General features: G+C 36.2%; 21 protein-coding genes. 19 read left to right on the plus strand and 2 right to left on the minus strand.

Features of this window, described 5'->3' with window-relative positions; translation table 11 throughout:
* Positions 1-306 precede the first annotated feature (306 nt).
* From T368_RS0103650 to T368_RS0103660, 3 genes are all read left to right on the plus strand, one after another.
* Positions 307-1,992 (plus strand): N-6 DNA methylase, encoded by a 1,686-nt coding sequence (locus T368_RS0103650; RefSeq protein ID WP_004086252.1) that lies wholly within the window; start codon positions 307-309, stop codon positions 1,990-1,992.
* Between the two features lie 56 nt (positions 1,993-2,048).
* On the plus strand, positions 2,049-3,656 hold the full coding sequence (locus T368_RS0103655) for a bifunctional anthranilate synthase component II/anthranilate phosphoribosyltransferase (RefSeq protein WP_004086254.1): 1,608 nt from the start codon (positions 2,049-2,051) through the stop codon (positions 3,654-3,656).
* A 276-nt stretch (positions 3,657-3,932) separates the two neighbouring features.
* On the plus strand, positions 3,933-4,667 hold the full coding sequence (locus T368_RS0103660) for an outer membrane beta-barrel protein (protein WP_004086256.1): 735 nt from the start codon (positions 3,933-3,935) through the stop codon (positions 4,665-4,667).
* Positions 4,668-5,024: 357 nt separating this feature from the next.
* Here T368_RS0103660 and T368_RS0103665 read toward each other — a convergent pair whose 3' ends face one another.
* The gene (locus tag T368_RS0103665; RefSeq protein ID WP_004086258.1) at positions 5,025-5,738 is read right to left on the minus strand and encodes a YebC/PmpR family DNA-binding transcriptional regulator; all 714 of its coding nucleotides are present in this window, start codon (positions 5,736-5,738) and stop codon (positions 5,025-5,027) included.
* Positions 5,739-5,867: 129 nt separating this feature from the next.
* On the opposite strand from T368_RS0103665, the gene T368_RS0103670 reads away from it, so the two are divergent.
* From T368_RS0103670 to T368_RS0103725, 14 genes are all read left to right on the plus strand, one after another.
* The gene (locus T368_RS0103670) at positions 5,868-6,938 is read left to right on the plus strand and encodes an Mrp/NBP35 family ATP-binding protein (RefSeq protein ID WP_004086260.1); all 1,071 of its coding nucleotides are present in this window, start codon (positions 5,868-5,870) and stop codon (positions 6,936-6,938) included.
* Between the two features lie 202 nt (positions 6,939-7,140).
* The gene (gene dapE, locus T368_RS0103675) at positions 7,141-8,337 is read left to right on the plus strand and encodes a succinyl-diaminopimelate desuccinylase (protein WP_027338304.1); all 1,197 of its coding nucleotides are present in this window, start codon (positions 7,141-7,143) and stop codon (positions 8,335-8,337) included.
* 137 nt (positions 8,338-8,474) lie between these two features.
* Positions 8,475-8,636, plus strand: a complete 162-nt coding sequence (locus tag T368_RS15315) for a hypothetical protein (protein ID WP_155116634.1) — start codon at positions 8,475-8,477, stop codon at positions 8,634-8,636.
* Between the two features lie 33 nt (positions 8,637-8,669).
* Positions 8,670-8,981, plus strand: a complete 312-nt coding sequence (locus tag T368_RS13155) for an acyloxyacyl hydrolase (protein ID WP_051591318.1) — start codon at positions 8,670-8,672, stop codon at positions 8,979-8,981.
* 7 nt (positions 8,982-8,988) lie between these two features.
* Positions 8,989-9,072 (plus strand): acyloxyacyl hydrolase, encoded by an 84-nt coding sequence (locus T368_RS17060; protein WP_233714080.1) that lies wholly within the window; start codon positions 8,989-8,991, stop codon positions 9,070-9,072.
* A 90-nt stretch (positions 9,073-9,162) separates the two neighbouring features.
* Positions 9,163-9,906, plus strand: coding sequence for a Nif3-like dinuclear metal center hexameric protein (locus T368_RS0103690; RefSeq protein ID WP_004086266.1), 744 nt, complete (start codon positions 9,163-9,165; stop codon positions 9,904-9,906).
* Between the two features lie 9 nt (positions 9,907-9,915).
* Positions 9,916-10,638 (plus strand): zinc ribbon domain-containing protein, encoded by a 723-nt coding sequence (locus T368_RS0103695; protein ID WP_004086268.1) that lies wholly within the window; start codon positions 9,916-9,918, stop codon positions 10,636-10,638.
* A 24-nt stretch (positions 10,639-10,662) separates the two neighbouring features.
* Positions 10,663-12,216 carry a glycosyltransferase N-terminal domain-containing protein gene (locus T368_RS0103700; RefSeq protein ID WP_004086270.1) on the plus strand — a complete coding sequence of 518 codons (1,554 nt, stop codon included), beginning with the start codon at positions 10,663-10,665 and terminating at the stop codon, positions 12,214-12,216.
* 192 nt (positions 12,217-12,408) lie between these two features.
* Positions 12,409-12,648 carry an acyl carrier protein gene (acpP, locus tag T368_RS0103705; RefSeq protein WP_004086276.1) on the plus strand — a complete coding sequence of 80 codons (240 nt, stop codon included), beginning with the start codon at positions 12,409-12,411 and terminating at the stop codon, positions 12,646-12,648.
* A 46-nt stretch (positions 12,649-12,694) separates the two neighbouring features.
* Positions 12,695-13,948 carry a beta-ketoacyl-ACP synthase II gene (locus T368_RS0103710; protein ID WP_004086277.1) on the plus strand — a complete coding sequence of 418 codons (1,254 nt, stop codon included), beginning with the start codon at positions 12,695-12,697 and terminating at the stop codon, positions 13,946-13,948.
* Positions 13,948-14,877 carry an acetyl-CoA carboxylase carboxyl transferase subunit alpha gene (gene accA / locus T368_RS0103715; RefSeq protein ID WP_004086278.1) on the plus strand — a complete coding sequence of 310 codons (930 nt, stop codon included), beginning with the start codon at positions 13,948-13,950 and terminating at the stop codon, positions 14,875-14,877. The genes T368_RS0103710 and accA overlap by 1 nt, the downstream gene beginning before the upstream one ends.
* Positions 14,878-15,347: 470 nt before the next feature.
* Entirely contained in the window at positions 15,348-15,494 is a 147-nt protein-coding gene (locus T368_RS15320) for a hypothetical protein (RefSeq protein WP_155116635.1), read from the plus strand.
* A 29-nt stretch (positions 15,495-15,523) separates the two neighbouring features.
* A complete protein-coding gene (locus T368_RS0103720) occupies positions 15,524-16,813 on the plus strand; it encodes an O-acetylhomoserine aminocarboxypropyltransferase/cysteine synthase family protein (RefSeq protein WP_004086279.1) in 1,290 nt (429 codons plus the stop codon).
* A gap of 18 nt (positions 16,814-16,831) precedes the next feature.
* Positions 16,832-17,713 carry a homoserine O-succinyltransferase gene (locus tag T368_RS0103725; protein WP_004086280.1) on the plus strand — a complete coding sequence of 294 codons (882 nt, stop codon included), beginning with the start codon at positions 16,832-16,834 and terminating at the stop codon, positions 17,711-17,713.
* 89 nt (positions 17,714-17,802) lie between these two features.
* Here T368_RS0103725 and T368_RS15325 read toward each other — a convergent pair whose 3' ends face one another.
* The gene (locus T368_RS15325; RefSeq protein WP_155116636.1) at positions 17,803-17,970 is read right to left on the minus strand and encodes a hypothetical protein; all 168 of its coding nucleotides are present in this window, start codon (positions 17,968-17,970) and stop codon (positions 17,803-17,805) included.
* A 350-nt stretch (positions 17,971-18,320) separates the two neighbouring features.
* On the opposite strand from T368_RS15325, the gene T368_RS16535 reads away from it, so the two are divergent.
* Positions 18,321-18,584: a hypothetical protein gene (locus T368_RS16535; RefSeq protein WP_237022127.1), complete on the plus strand. Its 264-nt coding sequence runs from the start codon at positions 18,321-18,323 to the stop codon at positions 18,582-18,584.
* Between the two features lie 176 nt (positions 18,585-18,760).
* Positions 18,761-19,519 (plus strand): hypothetical protein, encoded by a 759-nt coding sequence (locus tag T368_RS16540; RefSeq protein ID WP_237022128.1) that lies wholly within the window; start codon positions 18,761-18,763, stop codon positions 19,517-19,519.
* The last annotated feature ends 445 nt before the right edge of the window (positions 19,520-19,964 follow it).

The following is a 19,964-nucleotide window of genomic DNA, read 5'->3' on the forward strand; positions in this document are numbered from 1 at the left end:
TCTGCAAGTGAAGCTTATTCTCATGCAATAATACTGATTTTCCAAGTGAAAATTGTTCTCATGTTAATCCTTTCAAAATGAAATTGACTTTACTGGCGTTTTATCTTATTTCTCCCCTTACAAGATGGCACCAAGTAAGGTATTTATTTTAAGTAGGGCATTTATTTTTCTTTATTATCTTAGTTTTACCTTAGAATCTTTATCCATAAAATTTAGCTATAATGCAACTCTTGTTTTTACCCATTCATTTAAAATCATATAAATGAGAATCATTAAAACCAAACCCATAAGACCAAAAGGTATATTGTGAAAAAATTGCTTGATTGTTTTGACTATCTCAAACGCTATCATTCTGATTTGCTTGATGTTGTAAGCATTATGCTTGAGCTTTTTATCTTTAAGAGGGAAAATGCTAAAATGCTAGAAGACGTGATTGCAAAATCCAGCAAAAGAAAGACGATTAAAGAAGACTTTCACGCAATATTACACAATCTCATAGGAGAAGAATTATATGTGCCAATAAGTAGTAATGCAAATATCTCTAAGATTCTAAAAACGCTTTTACAAAGTAGCACAGAATTACATAATATCACGCAATTTCTACATATTATCTCACAGAAACGCACGACAAATAAGCTTTATTATTATTCCACACCACGAGAAGTTAATGATTTATTAGCATTGCTGCTAGATTTACAAGATAATGATGAGGTATATAATCCATGCTATGGTATTGGCAGTATCTTTTTATCCTTAGGGAATCTTAATCCAAATATCCATTTATATGGAGAAGAGTTAGATGAAAGGCTATCAAATATCGCAAGGTTAATCGCAAGATTCACACAAATAAAAGACTATAAACTCTATGTCAATGATATTTTAAAGCAACCTGTCTTTAAAGCGGGAAGTATCTTGCGACAATTTAATAAAGTCATTTGCAATCCACCGCTTTACGCACACATGGGAGTGGAACAATTAAAAGGTGATGAAAGATTCAGTAAGATTGGCATACTTGCTAAAAATTACCCAGAATTAGTATTTCTAACACATGCCCTAGCACATTTAAAGCAAAGGGGAGTTTTTATCGTTCGTAATCAAACCTTGCAAAAAAGCTTTTTAGAAGAAAAGCTTCGCGATAAGCTTGTAAAAGAGCGTATGATAGAAGCTGTTATTGAATTACCTAAAAATATCTTCCCACACCAAGCCTGTGATTTTTCTGTGCTTGTTATCTCTCATAATAATAAAGAGATTCTGCATATTAACGCAAATAATCCACATTTTTACACCAAAGATGGCAAATATAATCGACTAAGACATCTTGATGAAATTGCTAATCTATTTAAACAAAAAAAAGAGAGTGAATTTTCCAAAATCACAAATATAAAAGATGTAAAAACGCATGATTTAAGAGCGAGTTATTATCTTGCCTCTAAGATGATACATACAAATGAATTATTATTAGCTGATATGGGGGCAACAATTTTTCGTGGGCAAAGAGTGCATGGGAGTAGTAAAGATTCTGAAATTACATATTATGATGTAGGCATAGCAGATTTTTCTGTATGTGGATTTAGCACAAAGTTTAGTCATAAAAAGATGAGTGGGGATAAGCAAAAGATACAGAAATATCGATTAAAACCCTATGATATTTTACTCTCACTTCGCAGCATTATCCCAAAAGTTACCATACTTGGAGAATGTATAAAAGATCATATCGCTGTGGCAAATGCGGGGATTTTGATTCTAAGATTAGCAGATAAAAATAAAGCTATTGGACTTTATTGCTATTTCTTTTCAAATGAGGGCTTTACACATTTAAAAAGGATTTATGAGCAAAGTGGAGAGGGCATGGTATATATTAATGAATTACTAGCGAGTTCTATACCGCCACGCTATCTTTTAGAAGGTAAAGAGAGAATGCAAGAGATAGAATCTCTAAAGCATGAGTTTGAATCGCTTGAGACAAAATTGCAAGATTTAAAACAAACATAAAAATATAATTGTTTAAATTTCGTTACAATTCTATCTTTATTCTAATGGAGCATAGAGTGATACTTTTAATTGATAATTATGATTCTTTTACATATAATATTTACCAGCTTGTAGCAAGGCTAGGCTTTAGTGTCATTGTGAAACGCAATGATGCTATTGATATTGAAACAATCCGCATGTTAAAGCCCACACATATCATACTAGGACCCGGACCTAATAGCCCTAAAGATTCTAGAATCTGCCTTGATATTATTACGCAGTTAAAAGGTGAATATCCTATTCTTGGTATCTGTCTTGGACATGAAGCTATTCTTTATGCCTTTGATGTGCCTATTGTCAATGCAAAAAATATAGTGCATGGAAAGGTATCTCCACTCACACACACAGAAGATGGAATCTTTACGAATATCCCTCAGCATGTCCAAATCACTCGCTATCACTCTTTAGTCGCTAAAAGAGAGCAAATACCAGATTGCTTTCACATCAATGCAGTGAGTGATGATGGCGAAGTTATGGCAGTAACACACAAACAATATCCACTTTTTGGCTTACAATTTCACCCAGAATCTATTGGCACTCAATATGGTGAAAAGATGATTCTAAACTTCATTCACTACAAAAGGCGAAGCATACCTATAAAGCTTTACCTGCAAAAATTAGCCCATTTAGAGAATCTAAGCTTTGTAGAAAGCTATGATTTAATGGAGTGTATCGCAGAAAATGATCTCACACCAGCACAACTAGGCAGCCTTATCACAAGCTTTTATCACAAAGGACCAAGCGGGGAGGAACTTGCCGCATTCGCAAGTCTTCTTATATCAAAGGCAAAGCATTTTGAAATACAAGATTCTAAACGCATTGATATTGTCGGCACAGGTGGGAGTGCGAGAAAAACCTTTAATGTCTCAACGACAACTGCCCTATTATTAGCAAGTATGGGCTTAAAAGTGGCAAAGCATGGCAATCGCGGCATTACAAGTAAAAGCGGAAGTGCAGACTTACTCACAAATCTAGGCATTAATATCAATATGGATATGCAGACTTGCAAGGCATGTTATGAGACGCTAGGCATTACATTTTTGTTTGCACCAAATATTCATAACGCCCTAAAACATGTGCAAGGTGTGCGTAAAGAGCTAGGCTTTAAAAGCTTTTTTAATCTACTTGGTCCTTTAAGTAATCCATTGCGACCCACACATCAGCTTATAGGTGTATTTAGCAAAGATTATACAGAACTTCTTGCAAATGCCCTAAAGATTCTAGGCGTTGAAAGGGCAATGGTCGTGCATGGGCTAGATGGTATTGATGAGATAAGCCTTTGTGCAGCAACACAAGTTAGTGAGCTAAAAGATGGAGAGATTCACACTTATATTTTCTCACCACAAAAGCTAGGTATAGAACTAGCTAATCACGCAGAATTACGCGGTGGCGATGTCGCTATGAACGCAGAAATCACACTTGATATACTAAGCGGTAAGGCAAGTAAAAAAGCCGATCTTGTCGCCCTAAATGCTGGTGTAAGCCTTTATATCTATGGCTATGCTGATAGCATTGAAGCTGGATTTCATCTAGCAAGAGAGCATTTACAAAGCAAAAAAGCATTAAATCTTTTAGAATCTTTTCGCTTGCAAAGTAATATGCAATGTGAAGAAAGCTGCAAGTAATTTTGTTTTATCATATAGTTACTCATATTAGAATCTATATTGCCTCTTTTTGAGAAAAACAAATTTTGTATCACAAGATTCACGCATTTAGCCATTCAGCACATATTTCTATAAATGCTGCACCCCCATACTTATAACACAAAGCCCACGATAATAAAATGTGTTTCTATTCTCTACTTTAAACTTTAATATTTAGCCATTTATTAAAATATGCTTGACTTGTTTTTTTTTTTTTGTATTTTACAATCACTCATTATTTTAATTTAAAGGAATAGTATGAATAACATATTAAAGAATCTTGTAATGCTGTCTGGCATATCACTTGTAAGTTTTAACGCATTTGCGAATGATAGGGCTTCGAGTCTATTTGTAGGGGGAAATGTGGGCGCATCAGTTACTGATAGCACATTGACAAGTGGGAAACTCAATAATAATTTTCGAATAGGCACAGGTGCTGGTTGGACAATTGGGGCTGAAGCTGGATATAGACATTTTTTAGGCAATAAATTTGGTTTTAAATATTATGTAAGCTATAACTATATGCAAACTTTTAGTAACTCTGGCAGGGGAGGAACCGGTGGTAATAGCTACAGCATGGATACAACGCTAAATCAGCAATTAATCGCTGCAAATGTGGATTTTTTCTATAATTTTACTCGCTCTTTTGGTGTGTATTTTGGCTTAGGTGCGGGTGCTACTACACTGCAACCTGACTTTGCAATATCAAATAATACTTTTGGTGCTAGAAATCAAAGTGATAGAATGCACACATTTTTTGCCTTGCCTTTTAACGCTGGATTCCAATTTAATATCAAAGATAATCACACTATAACATTTGGTGCAAAGATTCCACTTCTTAGTCAAGATTATATAAGCTCACGCATACCAAACAAAGAAGAGATAAAGACATACATGGTAATGCTAGGATACACATATCATTTAAATCTTTATAAAAGAGGTGGATACTGGGGTATGGAAGCTTTTAAACATTATCGCCCAAAACTGAAATAGACTTTTATTGCAAACAAAGGCTGATTTGATGAGATAATGCTTTTAATCATGCCTTGCTCTTAAATAAACGCCTAAGAGTCTAAATATAAACTATAACTTCTCAAATATAAAACCTTGTTTTAATCTAAAATATTGTCATTTTGAAAGTATCGAAAAATCTCTTACAGACTTTAATCTTTAAGATATTTCGCCTTTTTAAAAAGCTCAATATAACAAGACCCTAAATTATATTGCATTCTAAAATGGGATAAGATAGTAACTCTATTTTCATCTCATCAACCCCGCAAACATTGCCATAAAAGCCTATAACATTATGTAAATACATGCCTTTTTCTAGGCTAATCGCATTAAAAAACTTTACGCAAGGTTTGTATAAACCGCTTGCACATCATCATCATCTTCGATTTTATCAAGCAGTTTATCAAGTTCTTGCATTTGCTCTTCTGTAAGGGTTATGGGGCTTGTTGGGATTCTTACAAGTTTTGCGGATTTTACTTCAATATTTAGATTCTCTAAACCAAGTGCTAATGCGCCAAAATCTTCATATTTAGAATATGCTGTATAGCTATTTTCTTCTTCATTTTTCTCTAATAAATCAAGTCCGCAATCAATAAGTGCTAATTCTACTTCATCAACATTATCATCATTTAAAGTGATTTGAAACTCGCCCTTTCTCTCAAACATAAAGTCAATCGCCCCATTTGTAAGCAAGCTTGCATTTGGCGTTTTGTTGAAATAGCTTTTTATGTTTGCAACGGTTCTTGTTGGATTATCAGTCGCACATTCTATAAATATAAGCACACCATTTGCGGCTTTGCCCTCGTAGCTTACTTCCTCAAAATGTCCGTCCTTGCCACTTGCACGCTTGATTGCCGCATCGATATTATCTTTTGGCATATTTTGTGCCTTTGCATTAGCGATAGCCGTGCGTAATTTTGCATTCATTTCTGGGTCTAGTCCGCCCTCTTTTGCGGCGATTGTGATAGCTGTCGCAAGCTTTGGAAAGATTTTACTCATTTTGCCCCATCGCTTTTCTTTTGCAGCTCTACGATATTCAAACGCTCTACCCATAATAATCTCCCTGCTAGATTCTAAAAATAAAAGGCGACATTATATCATACGCATTTAAATGTTTTAGAATCTATGAACTTCTATCAAATACGCTATAATTTCACACACAACACAATATAAAGGAAAAATATGAAAAAAATGGTCGAAGACGCATTAAAACAAGTGATTTACCCAAACTTTGAGAAAGACATTGTAACCTTTGGCTTTGTAAGTAAGATAGAGATAAACAATAATGTATGCTATCTTAAGATAAATATCCCATCAAGCAATGAAGAAGTCATTAAAAAAGTCAAAGAAGAGATTCTAGAAAAGACAAAATCCCTGCCACTTGCAAATATCGACATAGAGATTGTAACGCCAAATATACAAAAGGCACAATCAGAGCAATCCCCTAAGAATCTAGCCCCATCAATCAAGCATTTTGTAATGGTAAGCAGCGGTAAAGGCGGTGTTGGTAAATCAACAACAAGCGTGAATCTCGCCATTTCACTCGCAAAAAGCGGTAAAAAAGTAGGCTTACTTGATGCTGATATTTATGGACCAAATGTCCCGCGTATGTTTGGACTAGATGGCGTTGAGCCAAAGACTAGCCAAGATGGCAAAAAGCTTTTACCTTTAGAGCAGTATGGTGTCAAAATGATAAGTATAGAATCTATCTATGGTAAAGGGCAGAGCTTTATATGGAGAGGACCTGTGGTTATGCGTATCATTACGCAGTTGTTGCAAGATGTGGAGTGGGGAGAGCTTGATATTATGGTCGTTGATATGCCACCGGGAACGGGCGATGCACAGCTTACACTAGCTCAAAGTGTGCCTGTTGGCGCGGGTATAAATGTAACGACACCGCAAATGGTAGCCATTGATGATGGATTCCGTGCGCTTGATATGTTTGCAAAATGCAATATCCCAATTTTTGGAATCATTGAAAATATGAGTGGTTTTATATGCCCTGATTGTAATAAAACCTATGAGATTTTTGGAAAGGGTAATAGCGATATGTTAGCACAAGAGTTTCACACAGAAGTTGTAGCTAAGATTCCATTAGAGCCAAGCATTGTAGCAGCAAGTGATAGCGGTAAGCCAATTAGCTTCTTTGAACCTGATAGCAGGACAAGCAAAAGCTATATGGAATGTGCCTTGCGTTTAATTGAATTTTTAGAATCAAATAAGGCAGATAATAGCACAATTCAACCGCGTTAGATTTCTCGCATGACTTAAGCAGATAGTTCTAAACATACAAAAGCCTAGATTCTATACCTTTAAGGTGGGTGCAAAATGGCATTGGATTCTAATGCAAAATTCTGTTTTGATTAAAACCCAGAATAGCTTTGAATATGTATTAGAATCTAGGCAAGATTTAACACAAGGTTTGGAATCAGTCAAATTTATAACGGAGCAAAACATGGCATTAGAGATTCTAAAAAAACTTATACAATATCCTACAATCACGCCGCTAGAGCATGGAATCTATGAGTATATACAAACACTTTTACCTTCATTTAAGGCTTTGCATATTGAAAAAAATGGTGTAAAAAATGTGCTGTTTTATAAGATTCCAAAAGGATATGATGAAAAGAGTGCTTGGGAAAGATTGAATCATTTTTGCTTTGCAGGGCATATTGATGTGGTAAAGCCCGGTGGTGGGGCAGCTGTGCCAAAGGATATATACGACACAGAAAATAGCGGTCAAAATAAGGGTGAATGGAGTTATCCGCCATTTACCCCTACAATACATGATGGCTATATCTATGGTCGTGGCACGCAGGATATGAAAGGCGGTATCGCCTGTTTTATCAAGGCATTGCAGGATTTTATAGGCGAGAATGAAACTCAAATGATTTTTTCTGTGCTTTTAACAAGTGATGAAGAGGGTGAAGGGATCTATGGCACACAATACATGCTAGAAATCCTAAAAGAAAAGGGTATGCTACCTACATACGCCATTGTCGCAGAGCCTACAAGCACGAGGTTTGCGGGGGATACGATAAAGGTCGGCAGGCGAGGGTCTATTAATGGTGTGATTAAGATTCTAGGGAAACAGGGGCATGTCGCCTATCCTGAAAAGTGTATTAATCCAGTGGAGTTACTCGGCAGTAAGCTAGGGCTTTTAGCGGGGGTAAATCTTGATAGTGGAGATTGCGTATTTAGTGCATCAAAGCTTGTGATAACGGATATAAGAGGCGGCATCGAAGCGGTGAATGTAACGCCTAATGATTTAGTCATTATGTTTAATGTGCGAAATTCCACAATGACGACCTTAGAGAGTGTGAAATCGCATGTAGATTCTGTATTAGATGGACTTCCCTATACACTAGAGCTGAAACAAAGCTCAAAAAGTTTTCATACAAAAGATAGTGTTTTAATCACGCTTTTACAAGATTCTATCCACGAAGTAGCACAAATACAAGCAGAACTTAGCACGAGTGGCGGCACAAGTGATGCGAGATTTTTGAGTGAATATGGCGTAGAAGTGGTAGAACTTGGCTTATGCAATGATAGAATCCACGCAGTAGATGAAAGGGTATCCTTGCAGGATATAGAACAACTAGAGAGAATCTTTTCTACATTTTTGAAGAGATTGTTACAAGATGGGATGTAGAGTCTTGTTTGCTTAGAGTAAGATGCTGGTAAAAATGGCATGTAAAGATTAAGCTGTATTTTATAGTTTTTCCTAATATAATTATAATCCGCCTTTTTTGAATAATTAAACTAATAATAATTGTTGGGGTTTTGTGTATGAGATGTGTTTTTATTTTGTTTATGTCTATTTGTGCTTTTGCGTATGCTTTAGAAAATAATGAAGCTCATAATGAAGTAAGCAAGGAAAAGTCTCGTTGGATAGATTATAATGCGAATTTTAACGATAAAAAGCATTTGCTAAAGCTTACTTTCGCATAGGATTTTTCAGAAAATGGATTCTCACGCCTTAGTGTGTTGGGTTTGCATTATGGACAGCCTAATACATTTTTTGGATTACCTGCTAGAATGGTTTTAGAGCTTGAAGGCTTTCTTGGTAGTGGGAGTGAAAAAGCCCTTAATCAATTAATCTTTGGTGTATCACAAGATATTGTATTATCAATACCACGCACAAACCTTTACGCTGGAGTTGGTATTGGAATCTACATTCGCACACTTTTAGATTCTCGCATGAACTCTGCTTTTACTTTTGGGGAAAAAGTCTTTATTGGTTATAATTATACCGTGGCAAATAAGGGGGGGGGGGGGGGGGGGTATATCCTGTGAGATTTTTGTGAAACATTACTCAAATGGCGATTTAACCCCTTTAAACAAAGGCTTTAATTTCTTTGGCGCAAGTGTAGGATATAGTTTTTAACTATTTTATGATAAGTATAAAATATAGATTTTGCATTATTTGGGTTATAGAATCTTATCTTAATTTCACAATTTCAATAGGCGGTTAAACATGAAAGTTTTAGAAATTTATAACATACTCGATTCAATAAGTCCTTTTATCATGCAAGCAGAATGGGATAATAGTGGATTAAATATCGGCAATATGCAAATAGAGTGCAAACAAGTCTATATCGCATTAGAACTTGATATGCAAGTGGTTAATGCGATAGAAAATGGAAGTTTGCTTATCGTGCATCACCCCTTAATCTTTAAAGCATTAAAGACCATACAAACCGATACATATCCTGCAAATCTTATTGAAATATGTCTGCAAAAAAGAATTAGCGTTATAGCCATGCATACAAACTTTGATAAAACGCATTTAAACAAAGCCTTTGCTACAAAATTATGCTTAGAATCTCTAAACTTTACCCCAAATGGTGAGAAAGATTTTAGCCTTATTTATAGCACAAGCACACCATTAAGCACCTATTCTCTTGCTACGCATATAAAAAATATATTGGGATTAGATACACTTCGCTATACGCAAAAAGATAATATGATACATAACCTCTACATTACATGTGGGAGTAATGCCACTGCCTATAAAATCGCAAATAAGCGAGATTGCATTATCACAGGCGATATTAAATATCATGATGCTATGATTGCTGCGAGTGAGGGCATTAGCTTTATTGATGTTCCACACTTTGAAAGTGAGTGTATTTTCAGTGATTTACTAGCAAAAGCTTTACAAAAACACCATATTCAAGCTATAATTACAAATTCACACAATCCATTTTGCTATATTTAGGAGCATTGCATGAATAAAAATCTTGAAAAACTCATTGAAGTAAATCGCCTTGATTTAGAGGTGTCAAAATATGATCCTCTTATCGAGCAAAAAAAAGCCCCAATGAACGAAAAAATATCTGAAAAAACAAAAGCTTTAAAAGAAAAGCAAGAGCTAGAAGCACTCATTGCAAGGAATGAAGAATCTCTTGCAAAAAATAATGATGAATTTGCTGTGATTACTGCAGATATTGAACGCATTCGCAATAAAATCCAAGAAAGCAAAAGCGAAAAAGAGATGAAAAATCTTGATATGGAAGAGGGTATATTGCGAGAAAAAAGCATAAGCTTTAACAATGAGATTGAAGCCCTTGAGAAAGGCATACAAGCGGCAAAAGATAAGATTGCTACACTTGATTCCAATGTTATAAAGCTTGATGAAGAGATTAGTAGCATGGAATCTGGCTGCAATGAAGCAGTCCAAGAGATTAAAAAGCAACAAGATGAGGTGAGTGCCAAACGGACAAAAGCTGCATTAGATATGGAAACAACGGTGTTAAGATTGTATGAAAAGATTCGAAAATGGGCGGGAAATACAAGCGTTATCTCCATGTATAAAGAGGCTTGTGGTGGTTGCTTTATCAAGCTAAATGATAAAAATATTGCAGATGTTAGAAGGGGCGATGAGATCGTGCATTGCCCACATTGTGGTCGCATTCTTTATGATTCTGCTCTAGTTGAAAGTAAGAGTTAAAGACCCAACCAAAGACAAGGCATAATGACTTTTATTTACTACACTCTTTTATGTTTCTTGCATGTTCTTGCATTGCCCTTGCTTTGTGTTTTATCATTAAGAGAAAAATATAAAAAAAGCATTCCACTTCGTTTTTTAATCCCCAAAAATCACTCAAAAGAAAGCTATGATATATGGCTACATGCTTGTTCTGTGGGCGAGGTGCAGTCCCTGCAAACCCTTATAGAATCTATCCCCAAAACACAAAGCATATTTCTTAGTGTTATCACACAGACTGGATACAAACAGGCACAAGACCTTTATGCAAAATATGAGAATCTTAGCATTGATTATTTGCCTTTTGAGACCTTTATCCCATTATTTGCACCGACATGTAAAAAGCTTTTTGTGTTTGAAGCCGAACTTTGGCTTATGCTATTTGTATATGCAAAGCATAAGGGGGCGACTACAAAATTAGTTAATGCTAGAATCTCAACGCGTAGCACAAAACGCTATCAAAAGCTTAGAATCTTTTATAAACATTTTTTTTCATTTGTTGATTCTGTATTATCTCAAAGTGATGAAGACACAGAAAGGCTAAAGAGTTTGGGGGCAAAAAATGTAAAAACAATCGGGAATCTCAAACTATTAAACCCTATAAAACCAAAGATAGCGTATAAAAAACCAGAATCTTTAATCATTGTTGCGGCAAGCACACATACAAACGAGGAAGAATTTGTGCTAAATGCGTGGAGTAAGGCAAAGGCATTATGGGAAAGTGATAGTGAAGTTTTAGAAAATATGGAATCTAAACTTTGTCATATTAAGCAAAGCGAAATGTCTAAAAATACAGAATCTAAAAAAGATTTTTCACCTTTTTTGGAGACTCAAAATGAAAAGAATATAGATTCTAGCAATTGTTGTATTGAGCGTAGCGAAATATCTAGCATGGAATCTCAACAAGATTTTTCGTGCTTACGCACTCAAAATGACAAGAATCTAGATTCTATAAAGTTTGCACCCTTGCACCCTGCACCCACCCAAATGGTAGAGAGTCTAGATTCTATAAACAATCACAATAAAGAATATGAATGCAAAACCCATCTTCACAACACCACTAAAGACTATACAACAATAAAAAAAGATTCTAAAAAAAATCTATTAGTCATTGTGCCGCGACACCCAGAGCGGTTTCAGTCTGTATTTCAGCTTTGCAAACAATATGGAAAGACCATGTGTCTTGGTGAATTGCAAAATGATTCTACACTAGACTTAGATCTGATTCATGCGGATATTTTGCTTGTTGATACGATGGGCTGCCTTATTAATTTCTATGCGATTAGCGATATTGTGATACTTGGTGGGGCATTTGCAAAAGTTGGGGGGCATAATCCGCTTGAACCAGCCACTTTCGCTAATGTGCTAATAAGTGGCACAGAGATTTTTAATCAAAAAGCATTGTTTGCATATATTCAAAACTATTATTTGATAGATAACTCTCATTCATTGCAAATGTTACTTCATCATTACAAACAGCTTATGACTTCTTCGGTTAATAAAGATTTGTGTCATAATATGATTGAGAGTATTTTAGAATAAATTAGACTTAATAAAACATTCAATAAGAGTTGATATACAAATAAGCATTGCAAGAAAATATTATAATATTTTGTTATATAGCTAAGTTTATAGATATTATTAACACTTATTATGTATAATTTTGCTTTTCTTAAGCAGTGAGTTATGACTACAATATGACTTAAGAAGTAATTTAAAATTAGGAGTTTAGGTATGGATTCTATCGAAGTTTATAATCAAGTGAAAGATTTAGTAGCAAGTGAGCTTAAAGTTGCAGCAGATGAGATTAAGCCGGAGTCTGATTTTACAAAAGATTTGAATGCAGATAGCCTTGATGTTGTTGAGTTTATCATGGCATTGGAAGAAAAGTTTAATATTAAGATTCCAGATGAAGAAGCAGAAAAAATTAAAACCGTGCAAAATGTTGTAGATTATATTCTTGCGAATAAGTAAGTCGAGTTACTTAAACTTTATACTTATTTGTGCTTAAGGAGCCATATTGCGAAGAGTTGTAGTAACGGGCATTGGCATGGTGAATGCTTTAGGGCTAAATAAAGATGTTGCATTTGACAATATTGTAAAGGGAAATTGTGGCATTAGAAGAATAGAATCTTTTGATATTACAGATTTTCCCGTGCAGATTGCAGGCGAAGTCGTTGGCTTTGATCCAGAATCTGTCCTTGATGCTAGAGAAGTGAAAAAGGCACATAGATTTATCCAGCTTGGTTTGTTATCTGCTAGGGAAGCCTTGCAAGATAGCATAACACGAGGTAAGCAGTCGTTTGCGAATGCAAACTTAGAAGTTTTACCAGATGTTGCCGATCGCTTTGGTATTAGCTCTGCTTCAGGCATAGGTGGCTTGGAAAACATTCAAAATAATGCTGTTGCATGGCATACAAAGGGTGTAAGACGCATTAGCCCCTTTTTCATTCCATCTGCACTTGTGAATATGCTTGGCGGCTTTGTATCTATCGCTCATAGGATTAAAGGACCAAATCTCTCAAGTGTTACCGCATGTGCGGCAGGCACACATGGCATTATTGAAGCGGCTAAGACTATCATGCTTGGCTGTGCTGATAGAATGCTTGTTGTAGGTGCAGAATCTTCTATTTGTGAAATAGGCATTGGTGGATTTGCAGCCATGAAAGCTTTGAGTGTATGCAATGATACACCTAGCAAAGCATCAAGACCATTTGACAAAAAACGCGATGGTTTTGTTATGGGTGAAGGTGCAGGCGCATTAATGCTTGAAGATTATGGGAGTGCAAAATCGCGTGGTGCATATATTTATGGTGAGTTATGTGGCTTTGGTGAAAGTGGTGATGCAAATCATATTACAACCCCTGCTCCAGAAGGCGAGGGTGCGTATCGTGCTATGAAACAAGCCTTGCAAATGGCAAGTATTAAGCCCGACTATGTGAATGCACATGGCACAAGCACATATTATAATGATGTGCATGAAACTCAAGCATTAAAGCGTGTATTTGACAATGATATCCCACCTGTCAGCTCTACAAAAGGACAAATAGGGCATTGTTTAGGTGCGGCTGGCGCTATTGAAGCGGTTATATCGCTTATGGCTATGGAAAAAGGCGTAATACCACCAACTATTAATCAAGAAGAAAAAGATGATCTCTGCGATCTTGACTATGTCCCAAATGTCGCTCGTTCCGCTACACTTCAAAGTGTTATGAGTAATTCATTTGGTTTTGGTGGCACAAATGGTGTTGTGATTTTCAAAAAGTGTCAATAATGGCTACATATTTAGATTTCGAGCAGCGTTTAAAGCTATTACAAGAAGATATAGAATCAGCGACATTGCGAAATGATAATGCCGCAGTGTCAATTCTACAAAAAGACTTGCAAGATGAAATGAAAAAAATCTATGCAAATTTGAATGACTATCAAAAATTACAATTAGCAAGACATCCAGACAGACCCTACGCCCTTGATTATATTGAATTGATTATGCAAGATTCTTATGAGATTTTTGGCGATCGCCATTTTCGAGATGATAAGGCAATAGTATGCTTTTTGGGAAAGATTGAGAACGAACGCGTTATTGTTATCGGCGAAGAAAAGGGGCGTGGCACAAAAAATAAGATTACAAGAAACTTTGGTATGCCCCACCCAGAAGGCTATCGCAAGGCGTTGAGAATAGCAAAAATGGCAGAAAAATTTAATATCCCTGTGCTTATGCTTGTCGATACTGCAGGGGCTTACCCCGGGCTTGGAGCTGAAGAGAGAGGACAGAGCGAAGCTATCGCAAAGAATCTGCAGGATTTTGCCATGCTACAAGTGCCGACTATATCCATTGTTATTGGTGAAGGTGGAAGCGGTGGTGCTTTAGCTATCGGCGTAGCAGATAGGTTAGCCATGATGGAGTATTCTATCTTTAGCGTTATATCCCCAGAGGGTTGTGCTGCGATTTTGTGGAATGACCCAACAAAGATTGAAGCCGCAACAAAAGCTATGAAAATAACTCCACAAGAATTAAAAAGAGCTAACTTAATCGATGATATCATACAAGAACCTTTGAGTGGCGCTCACAGAGATAAAGTAGCAGCTGCAGAAAAAATCAAGGCTTATTTTCTTGAATCTTTAGAACAAATAAGAAACACTCCAAACTATCTTGCAAAACGCTATGACAAGCTTATGCGTTATGGCTCTTTTCAACAATAGCTTAAATAGCAAACATCACAAACTCATTTAGACTTATTGAGTCGCCCCCTATTTACTCACATTTTTATTTTTTTTAATAACACACAGAAACTAATTAGCCATATTTCAATAGATTAAAAAAGTAACATTCTTTATATTTTTTGTAATTTTTTATATATTACATATTGTATTTTCATTTTTTTGTGTTAATATGCCTATTAATTTAGAACTTAATTTCTAAAGTAAGATTCTATATTTTAAAGTTTAGAATATTTTTTAAAAATAATTCTATATTACTTTAATGTGAAATAAATAAAGTCTCACAAGGTTAGAATCTTTAAAGCAAAAACAAGGTTTTTTAGGTAAAAGCTAGTAGAAATGTAGATTCTAAATCGACAAAGATTCTACAAGCACCAAAGAAGCGAAAAATAGTTTTGTAGAAGTATCTTTGACTAAAGAAACTACAACAACAAACATTTGCGGCAGTATTTTTGAGTGATTTTTCTAAAGAAACTTCGTTTTGTAGTTTTCAAGGTGGAGACGAAGGGAGTTTGCTAAAGGCAAATGACCGAGCCGACACCGCAGATGCAGTTGCGGAGCAACAAATCCACACTTGCAAATCTGCAAAAAGCACCTAAAAGACAAACACAAAATAAGGAGAACAACAATGGCAAATTTAAAACACACCAACTACACCCAAGACACACTCGCTCTGCACGCAGGATACACCTATGATACCCAACGCACAATGAGTGTGCCAATCTATCAAAATACCGCTTATAGCTTTGAGAGCTTAGAGCAAGCCGCAGCACGATTTGGACTAAAAGAACTAGGCAATATCTACACGCGTTTGACAAATCCCACGACTGATGTGCTAGGTGCGAGACTTGCAGCGGTTGAGGGCGGTGTCTTTGGTGTGCCTACTTCAAGTGGGAGTGCGGCGATTTTCTATGCGATAGCAAATTGTGCGGAAAGTGGTGATAATATCGTCTTTGCGAATAAAATCTATGGTGGCACGCAGACACTTTTCACACATACGCTGAAACGCTTTGGCATTGAAGCTAGGACATTTGACATTGATAATATCGCGTCTTTAGAATCTGTGATAGATTCTAAAACAAAGGCGATTTTTTTTGAAAGCATTTCAAATCCCATTATTTCAATCGCCGACACGACTGCTATTACCGCTATTGCTAAGAAACACGGCATTATAAGCATTTGTGATAACACCCTGCCTACTGCCTTTTTACACAAGCCCTTTGATTTTGGCGTGGATATTTCCGTGCATAGCCTTAGCAAGTATGTCAATGGGCAGGGCAGTGCGTTAGGTGGGGCGGTGATTGAGCGAGTAGGGCTAAATGAGCTACTTAGAGATAACCCGCGTTATCCTGCTTTTAATACTCCAGATTCTAGCTATCACGGGCTAGTCTATGCTTCACTGCCCCTGCCTTGCTTTAGCATTCGCCTTATCACTGAATGGCTTAGAAATATCGGTGCGACACTCTCCCCGCAATCAGCGTGGATTCTATTGCAAGGGTTAGAGACGCTAGAGCTTCGCATTAAAAAGCATAGTCAAAATGCGCTAGATGTAGCAAGATTCTTAGAATCTCATAGTTTGGTTAAAAGTGTAGCCTATCCGGGATTAGAATCTAGCCCATATCACGCCCTTTTGCAAAAATATTACGCAGATTCTCAAAGCTCCGGACTCATTAGCTTTGAAGCACAAAGCTATGAAGCGGCACAAAAGATTTGCAATAACACAGAGATTTTTGCGATGGTGGTAAATATCGGGGATTCAAAGTCTTTAATCATTCACCCCGCTTCCACTACGCATTCACAACTTAGTGAAAAAGAGCTACAAAGCGGGGGTATCACACCCTGCACGATTAGACTAAGCATAGGGCTAGAATCTAGCAAAGACTTGATTGCCGATTTAAAACAGGCAATAGAAAAGTAGAATCTAAAAGGAGTGAAAATGCCCATTGTTATCCCAGAAGATATTCCAGCCTATTCCTTGCTTAGTCAAAATGCCTTTATTATGGGGGCAAAAAGGGCTAAAACGCAAGATATTAGGACGCTTGAAGTGCTTTTAATTAACCTTATGCCTACAAAGATTGAGACGGAAAATCAGATTCTAAGTCTGCTTGCAAACTCGCCTTTGCAGGTGAAAATCACGCTTTTATCCACAGCAAGTTACATCGGCACAAACACGCCCAAAAGCCATTTAGATAGATTCTATGTGAATTTTAGCGAAGTTAAAGGGCGGCGGTTTGATGGAGCGATTGTTACAGGCGCACCCATTGAGCATTTGGAGTTTGAGAATGTGGCGTATTGGAATGAGATACAAGAGATTATGGACTATCTCAAAAGCCATTGCACAAGCACGATGTATCTGTGCTGGGGGGCTATGGCAGGGCTATATCACTTTCACAAGATTGCAAAGATTATGTTAGATAGCAAAGTGTTTGGTGTGTTTCCACACAGAATCATTACGCAGGATTTGCTTTTAAATGGGCTAGATTCTATTGTGAGAATGCCTCATTCAAGGCACGCTGGGATTGATGAAAATGCGGTTAGAAACTCTAGCTTGAAAATTCTATTAGAGAGTGAGATTTGTGGCATTAGTGCGTTAAAAGATGAGAAAGACTTTTATATCCTAGCCCACCCAGAATATGCTAAGGACACGCTGCGATTAGAATACGAGCGAGATATAAATAAAGGCTTAGAGATAGCAAAACCGCTTGATTATTTTGGAGAAGATGGGGAGCCGATACTCTCGTGGAAGTCAAGTGCGAGTGTGCTTTTTGCAAATTGGCTTAACTTTTCTGTGTATCAGGATACACCTTTTGTGTTATAGGGTGTATATCAACAAACAGATCAAGTAAAAGTCGTGCAAAACTGCAAGCATTAATAAACCTACAAAATCCTAAATATCATCATGTCGCTTTAATCAGTCAATGCAACCCACACACCTTTTAACACATTTTTGCTACAATGAGAGATTATTTTTAGAATCTGAAATCTAGTAATTGTCATACATGAAATATCTTGTTTAGATTCTAGAATCTTATCATTTTTGCAAGTGTGGGCAAGAGCTTCGCTCGTGTGAGCCATAGGCGAAAGATCTTTTTAGATTCTAAGGTTTTAGATACTTCGGCTAACGCCTCAGTATGACAAGGGTTAGAATCTAGTTTCTAGTAATTGTCATGTTGAGCGAAGCGAAACATCTAATAACCCAAATTCTAAAAAAAGATTTTTCAAATGACAAGATTCTAGATTCTCTACCAAAACTAGGTGGGTGCAGGGTTTAGGGTGCGTTATTTTAGAATCCAGATTCTATAAAGTTTGCATCCTTGCACCCGCCCATTTGGATAAGATTCTAGAATCTTATCATTTGTGTTTGTTATGGGCTTATAGAGCGTATGCGAAAATGACAAAATTTAAAATTTTTGTAAAGGATAAACATGAAAGTAGTTATTAAGAGAGCATTAAAAGTTCTACTTGGTGAAAAAAGAGCAACACATCTGTTTTTTATGACAAGAAGAGGTATTAGAAACCTTGAAATCACAAAGTTTGTTATAAAAATCGCATACGGCAAATACATTGGGGGGGGCAAACGCCTTGTAAAAATCAAAGCCCACAGCAACCCCAGCATGATAACCAAACGCAATATAATACAGAATCCCACAAGATCATCTACAACATACTTCATAACAAGCAAAAGATAGTAGCTAAATCTGCTATAAACCACTCCCACACAACCCAACTAGATAACAATCCATACAATGAGCCAAACGACAAACAAACTAGCCCCAAAGACACGCTAAACTTAGAAAATGACAAACACATAAAAACCAAGTCAAACACCACAGAAAATAACCCATTAAACCATCCGCCGCTTGTTGTGAGTATCACTTCTTTCCCTGCAAGGATTGGTTACCTTCATCATACATTATTTTCAATCTTTCAACAAAACTATAAACATTTTAAAGTCGCAGTATTCTTAAGTGAAGAAGAGTTTCCAACTCACAATATCCCCTACATTCTTAGAATCTTTGCCAAGCTAGACCTAATCACCATTCATTTCGTGCAAGAGAATCTGCGTGCATATAAAAAGCTATTCTATACGATAGACCTCTATCCGCAACATTTAATTATCACCATTGATGATGATCAAATGTATGATCCTAGCCTTATCTCTCTTTTGCTCACTTCTTATAAGAAGTATCCAAATTGTATTCACGCAAATATGGTATATGATGATTTGATAGCAGATATGCTTAATGTGCCATTTTCGCAATATCAGCCAATCATCAAAGAGGACTGCCCGCACTTAGCCCTTGCTGGTGTTGGCGTCTCTGGCATTCTCTATCCACCAAAAAGCTTCCCTAACGAGTTTTTTAACATTGGGAATATCCGCCAACTTTGTCCTTATAACGATGACTTATGGTTTTTTATTATGAGTGTGCTAAATGGTGTAGAAAAAGTGCTTATCAAAGGTAGTCTAGACCACCCTAAAGAATCTAGTGTAGCTATTAGCGAGACACCAAATCTCTGGGAGATTAACTGCACACAAAAACGCAATTATGATCAACTAGAAGCTTTATTTAAGGCATATCCACAGGCAAAAGAGAGACTTTTGGAATCCTTAGTCTATAATTAGATTATTGATTGAAGATTAAATGACTAATATTTTAAACGATAAACTATTATTATGAAATTTATATAAATACAAAGAAGTCTTATAATGTCATAAAAAAAGTAAAAACTAAAAAAGTGTTTTGCCTACCTTAACATGACAAGCTATAGAAAAGCTAAAATAAGCTTAATAGTAAGCCAAATGGGCTACATTCCAAAGTTTAATTTTCAAGTTTTAGGTTGTTGATTCTAAAGATTTAGAATCATGAGTGAGTTTTTTTACATGTATCTCAACATGGTAAGGTTAAAAATGAAAAACAAGTTAAAAAATAGTATCTATTGGCTATGCAAAACACAGCATAGTAACTACAACTCATAGTGCCAAAAGCTATGAGATTATCTCTTAACTTTGTCATGTTAAGACTATGTCAAAACACCTTGTATAGAATCTAGCGCATGAGATTCTATTT

The sequence above is a fragment of the Helicobacter bilis ATCC 51630 genome, assembly GCF_000686565.1.
GTDB lineage: Bacteria > Campylobacterota > Campylobacteria > Campylobacterales > Helicobacteraceae > Helicobacter_A > Helicobacter_A bilis.

Coding starts and splice junctions, on each gene's coding strand:
- T368_RS0103725 (WP_004086280.1), top strand. CDS start 16,832: ATGCCCATTGTTATCCCAGAAGATATTCCAGCCTATTCCTTGCTTAGT.
- T368_RS16535 (WP_237022127.1), top strand. CDS start 18,321: ATGAAAGTAGTTATTAAGAGAGCATTAAAAGTTCTACTTGGTGAAAAA.
- T368_RS0103665 (WP_004086258.1), bottom strand. CDS start 5,738: ATGGGTAGAGCGTTTGAATATCGTAGAGCTGCAAAAGAAAAGCGATGG.
- T368_RS0103695 (WP_004086268.1), top strand. CDS start 9,916: ATGAATAAAAATCTTGAAAAACTCATTGAAGTAAATCGCCTTGATTTA.
- dapE (WP_027338304.1), top strand. CDS start 7,141: ATGGCATTAGAGATTCTAAAAAAACTTATACAATATCCTACAATCACG.
- acpP (WP_004086276.1), top strand. CDS start 12,409: ATGGATTCTATCGAAGTTTATAATCAAGTGAAAGATTTAGTAGCAAGT.
- T368_RS15315 (WP_155116634.1), top strand. CDS start 8,475: ATGAGATGTGTTTTTATTTTGTTTATGTCTATTTGTGCTTTTGCGTAT.
- T368_RS0103670 (WP_004086260.1), top strand. CDS start 5,868: ATGAAAAAAATGGTCGAAGACGCATTAAAACAAGTGATTTACCCAAAC.
- T368_RS0103660 (WP_004086256.1), top strand. CDS start 3,933: ATGAATAACATATTAAAGAATCTTGTAATGCTGTCTGGCATATCACTT.
- accA (WP_004086278.1), top strand. CDS start 13,948: ATGGCTACATATTTAGATTTCGAGCAGCGTTTAAAGCTATTACAAGAA.
- T368_RS0103700 (WP_004086270.1), top strand. CDS start 10,663: ATGACTTTTATTTACTACACTCTTTTATGTTTCTTGCATGTTCTTGCA.
- T368_RS15325 (WP_155116636.1), bottom strand. CDS start 17,970: ATGGCTCACACGAGCGAAGCTCTTGCCCACACTTGCAAAAATGATAAG.
- T368_RS0103690 (WP_004086266.1), top strand. CDS start 9,163: ATGAAAGTTTTAGAAATTTATAACATACTCGATTCAATAAGTCCTTTT.
- T368_RS0103720 (WP_004086279.1), top strand. CDS start 15,524: ATGGCAAATTTAAAACACACCAACTACACCCAAGACACACTCGCTCTG.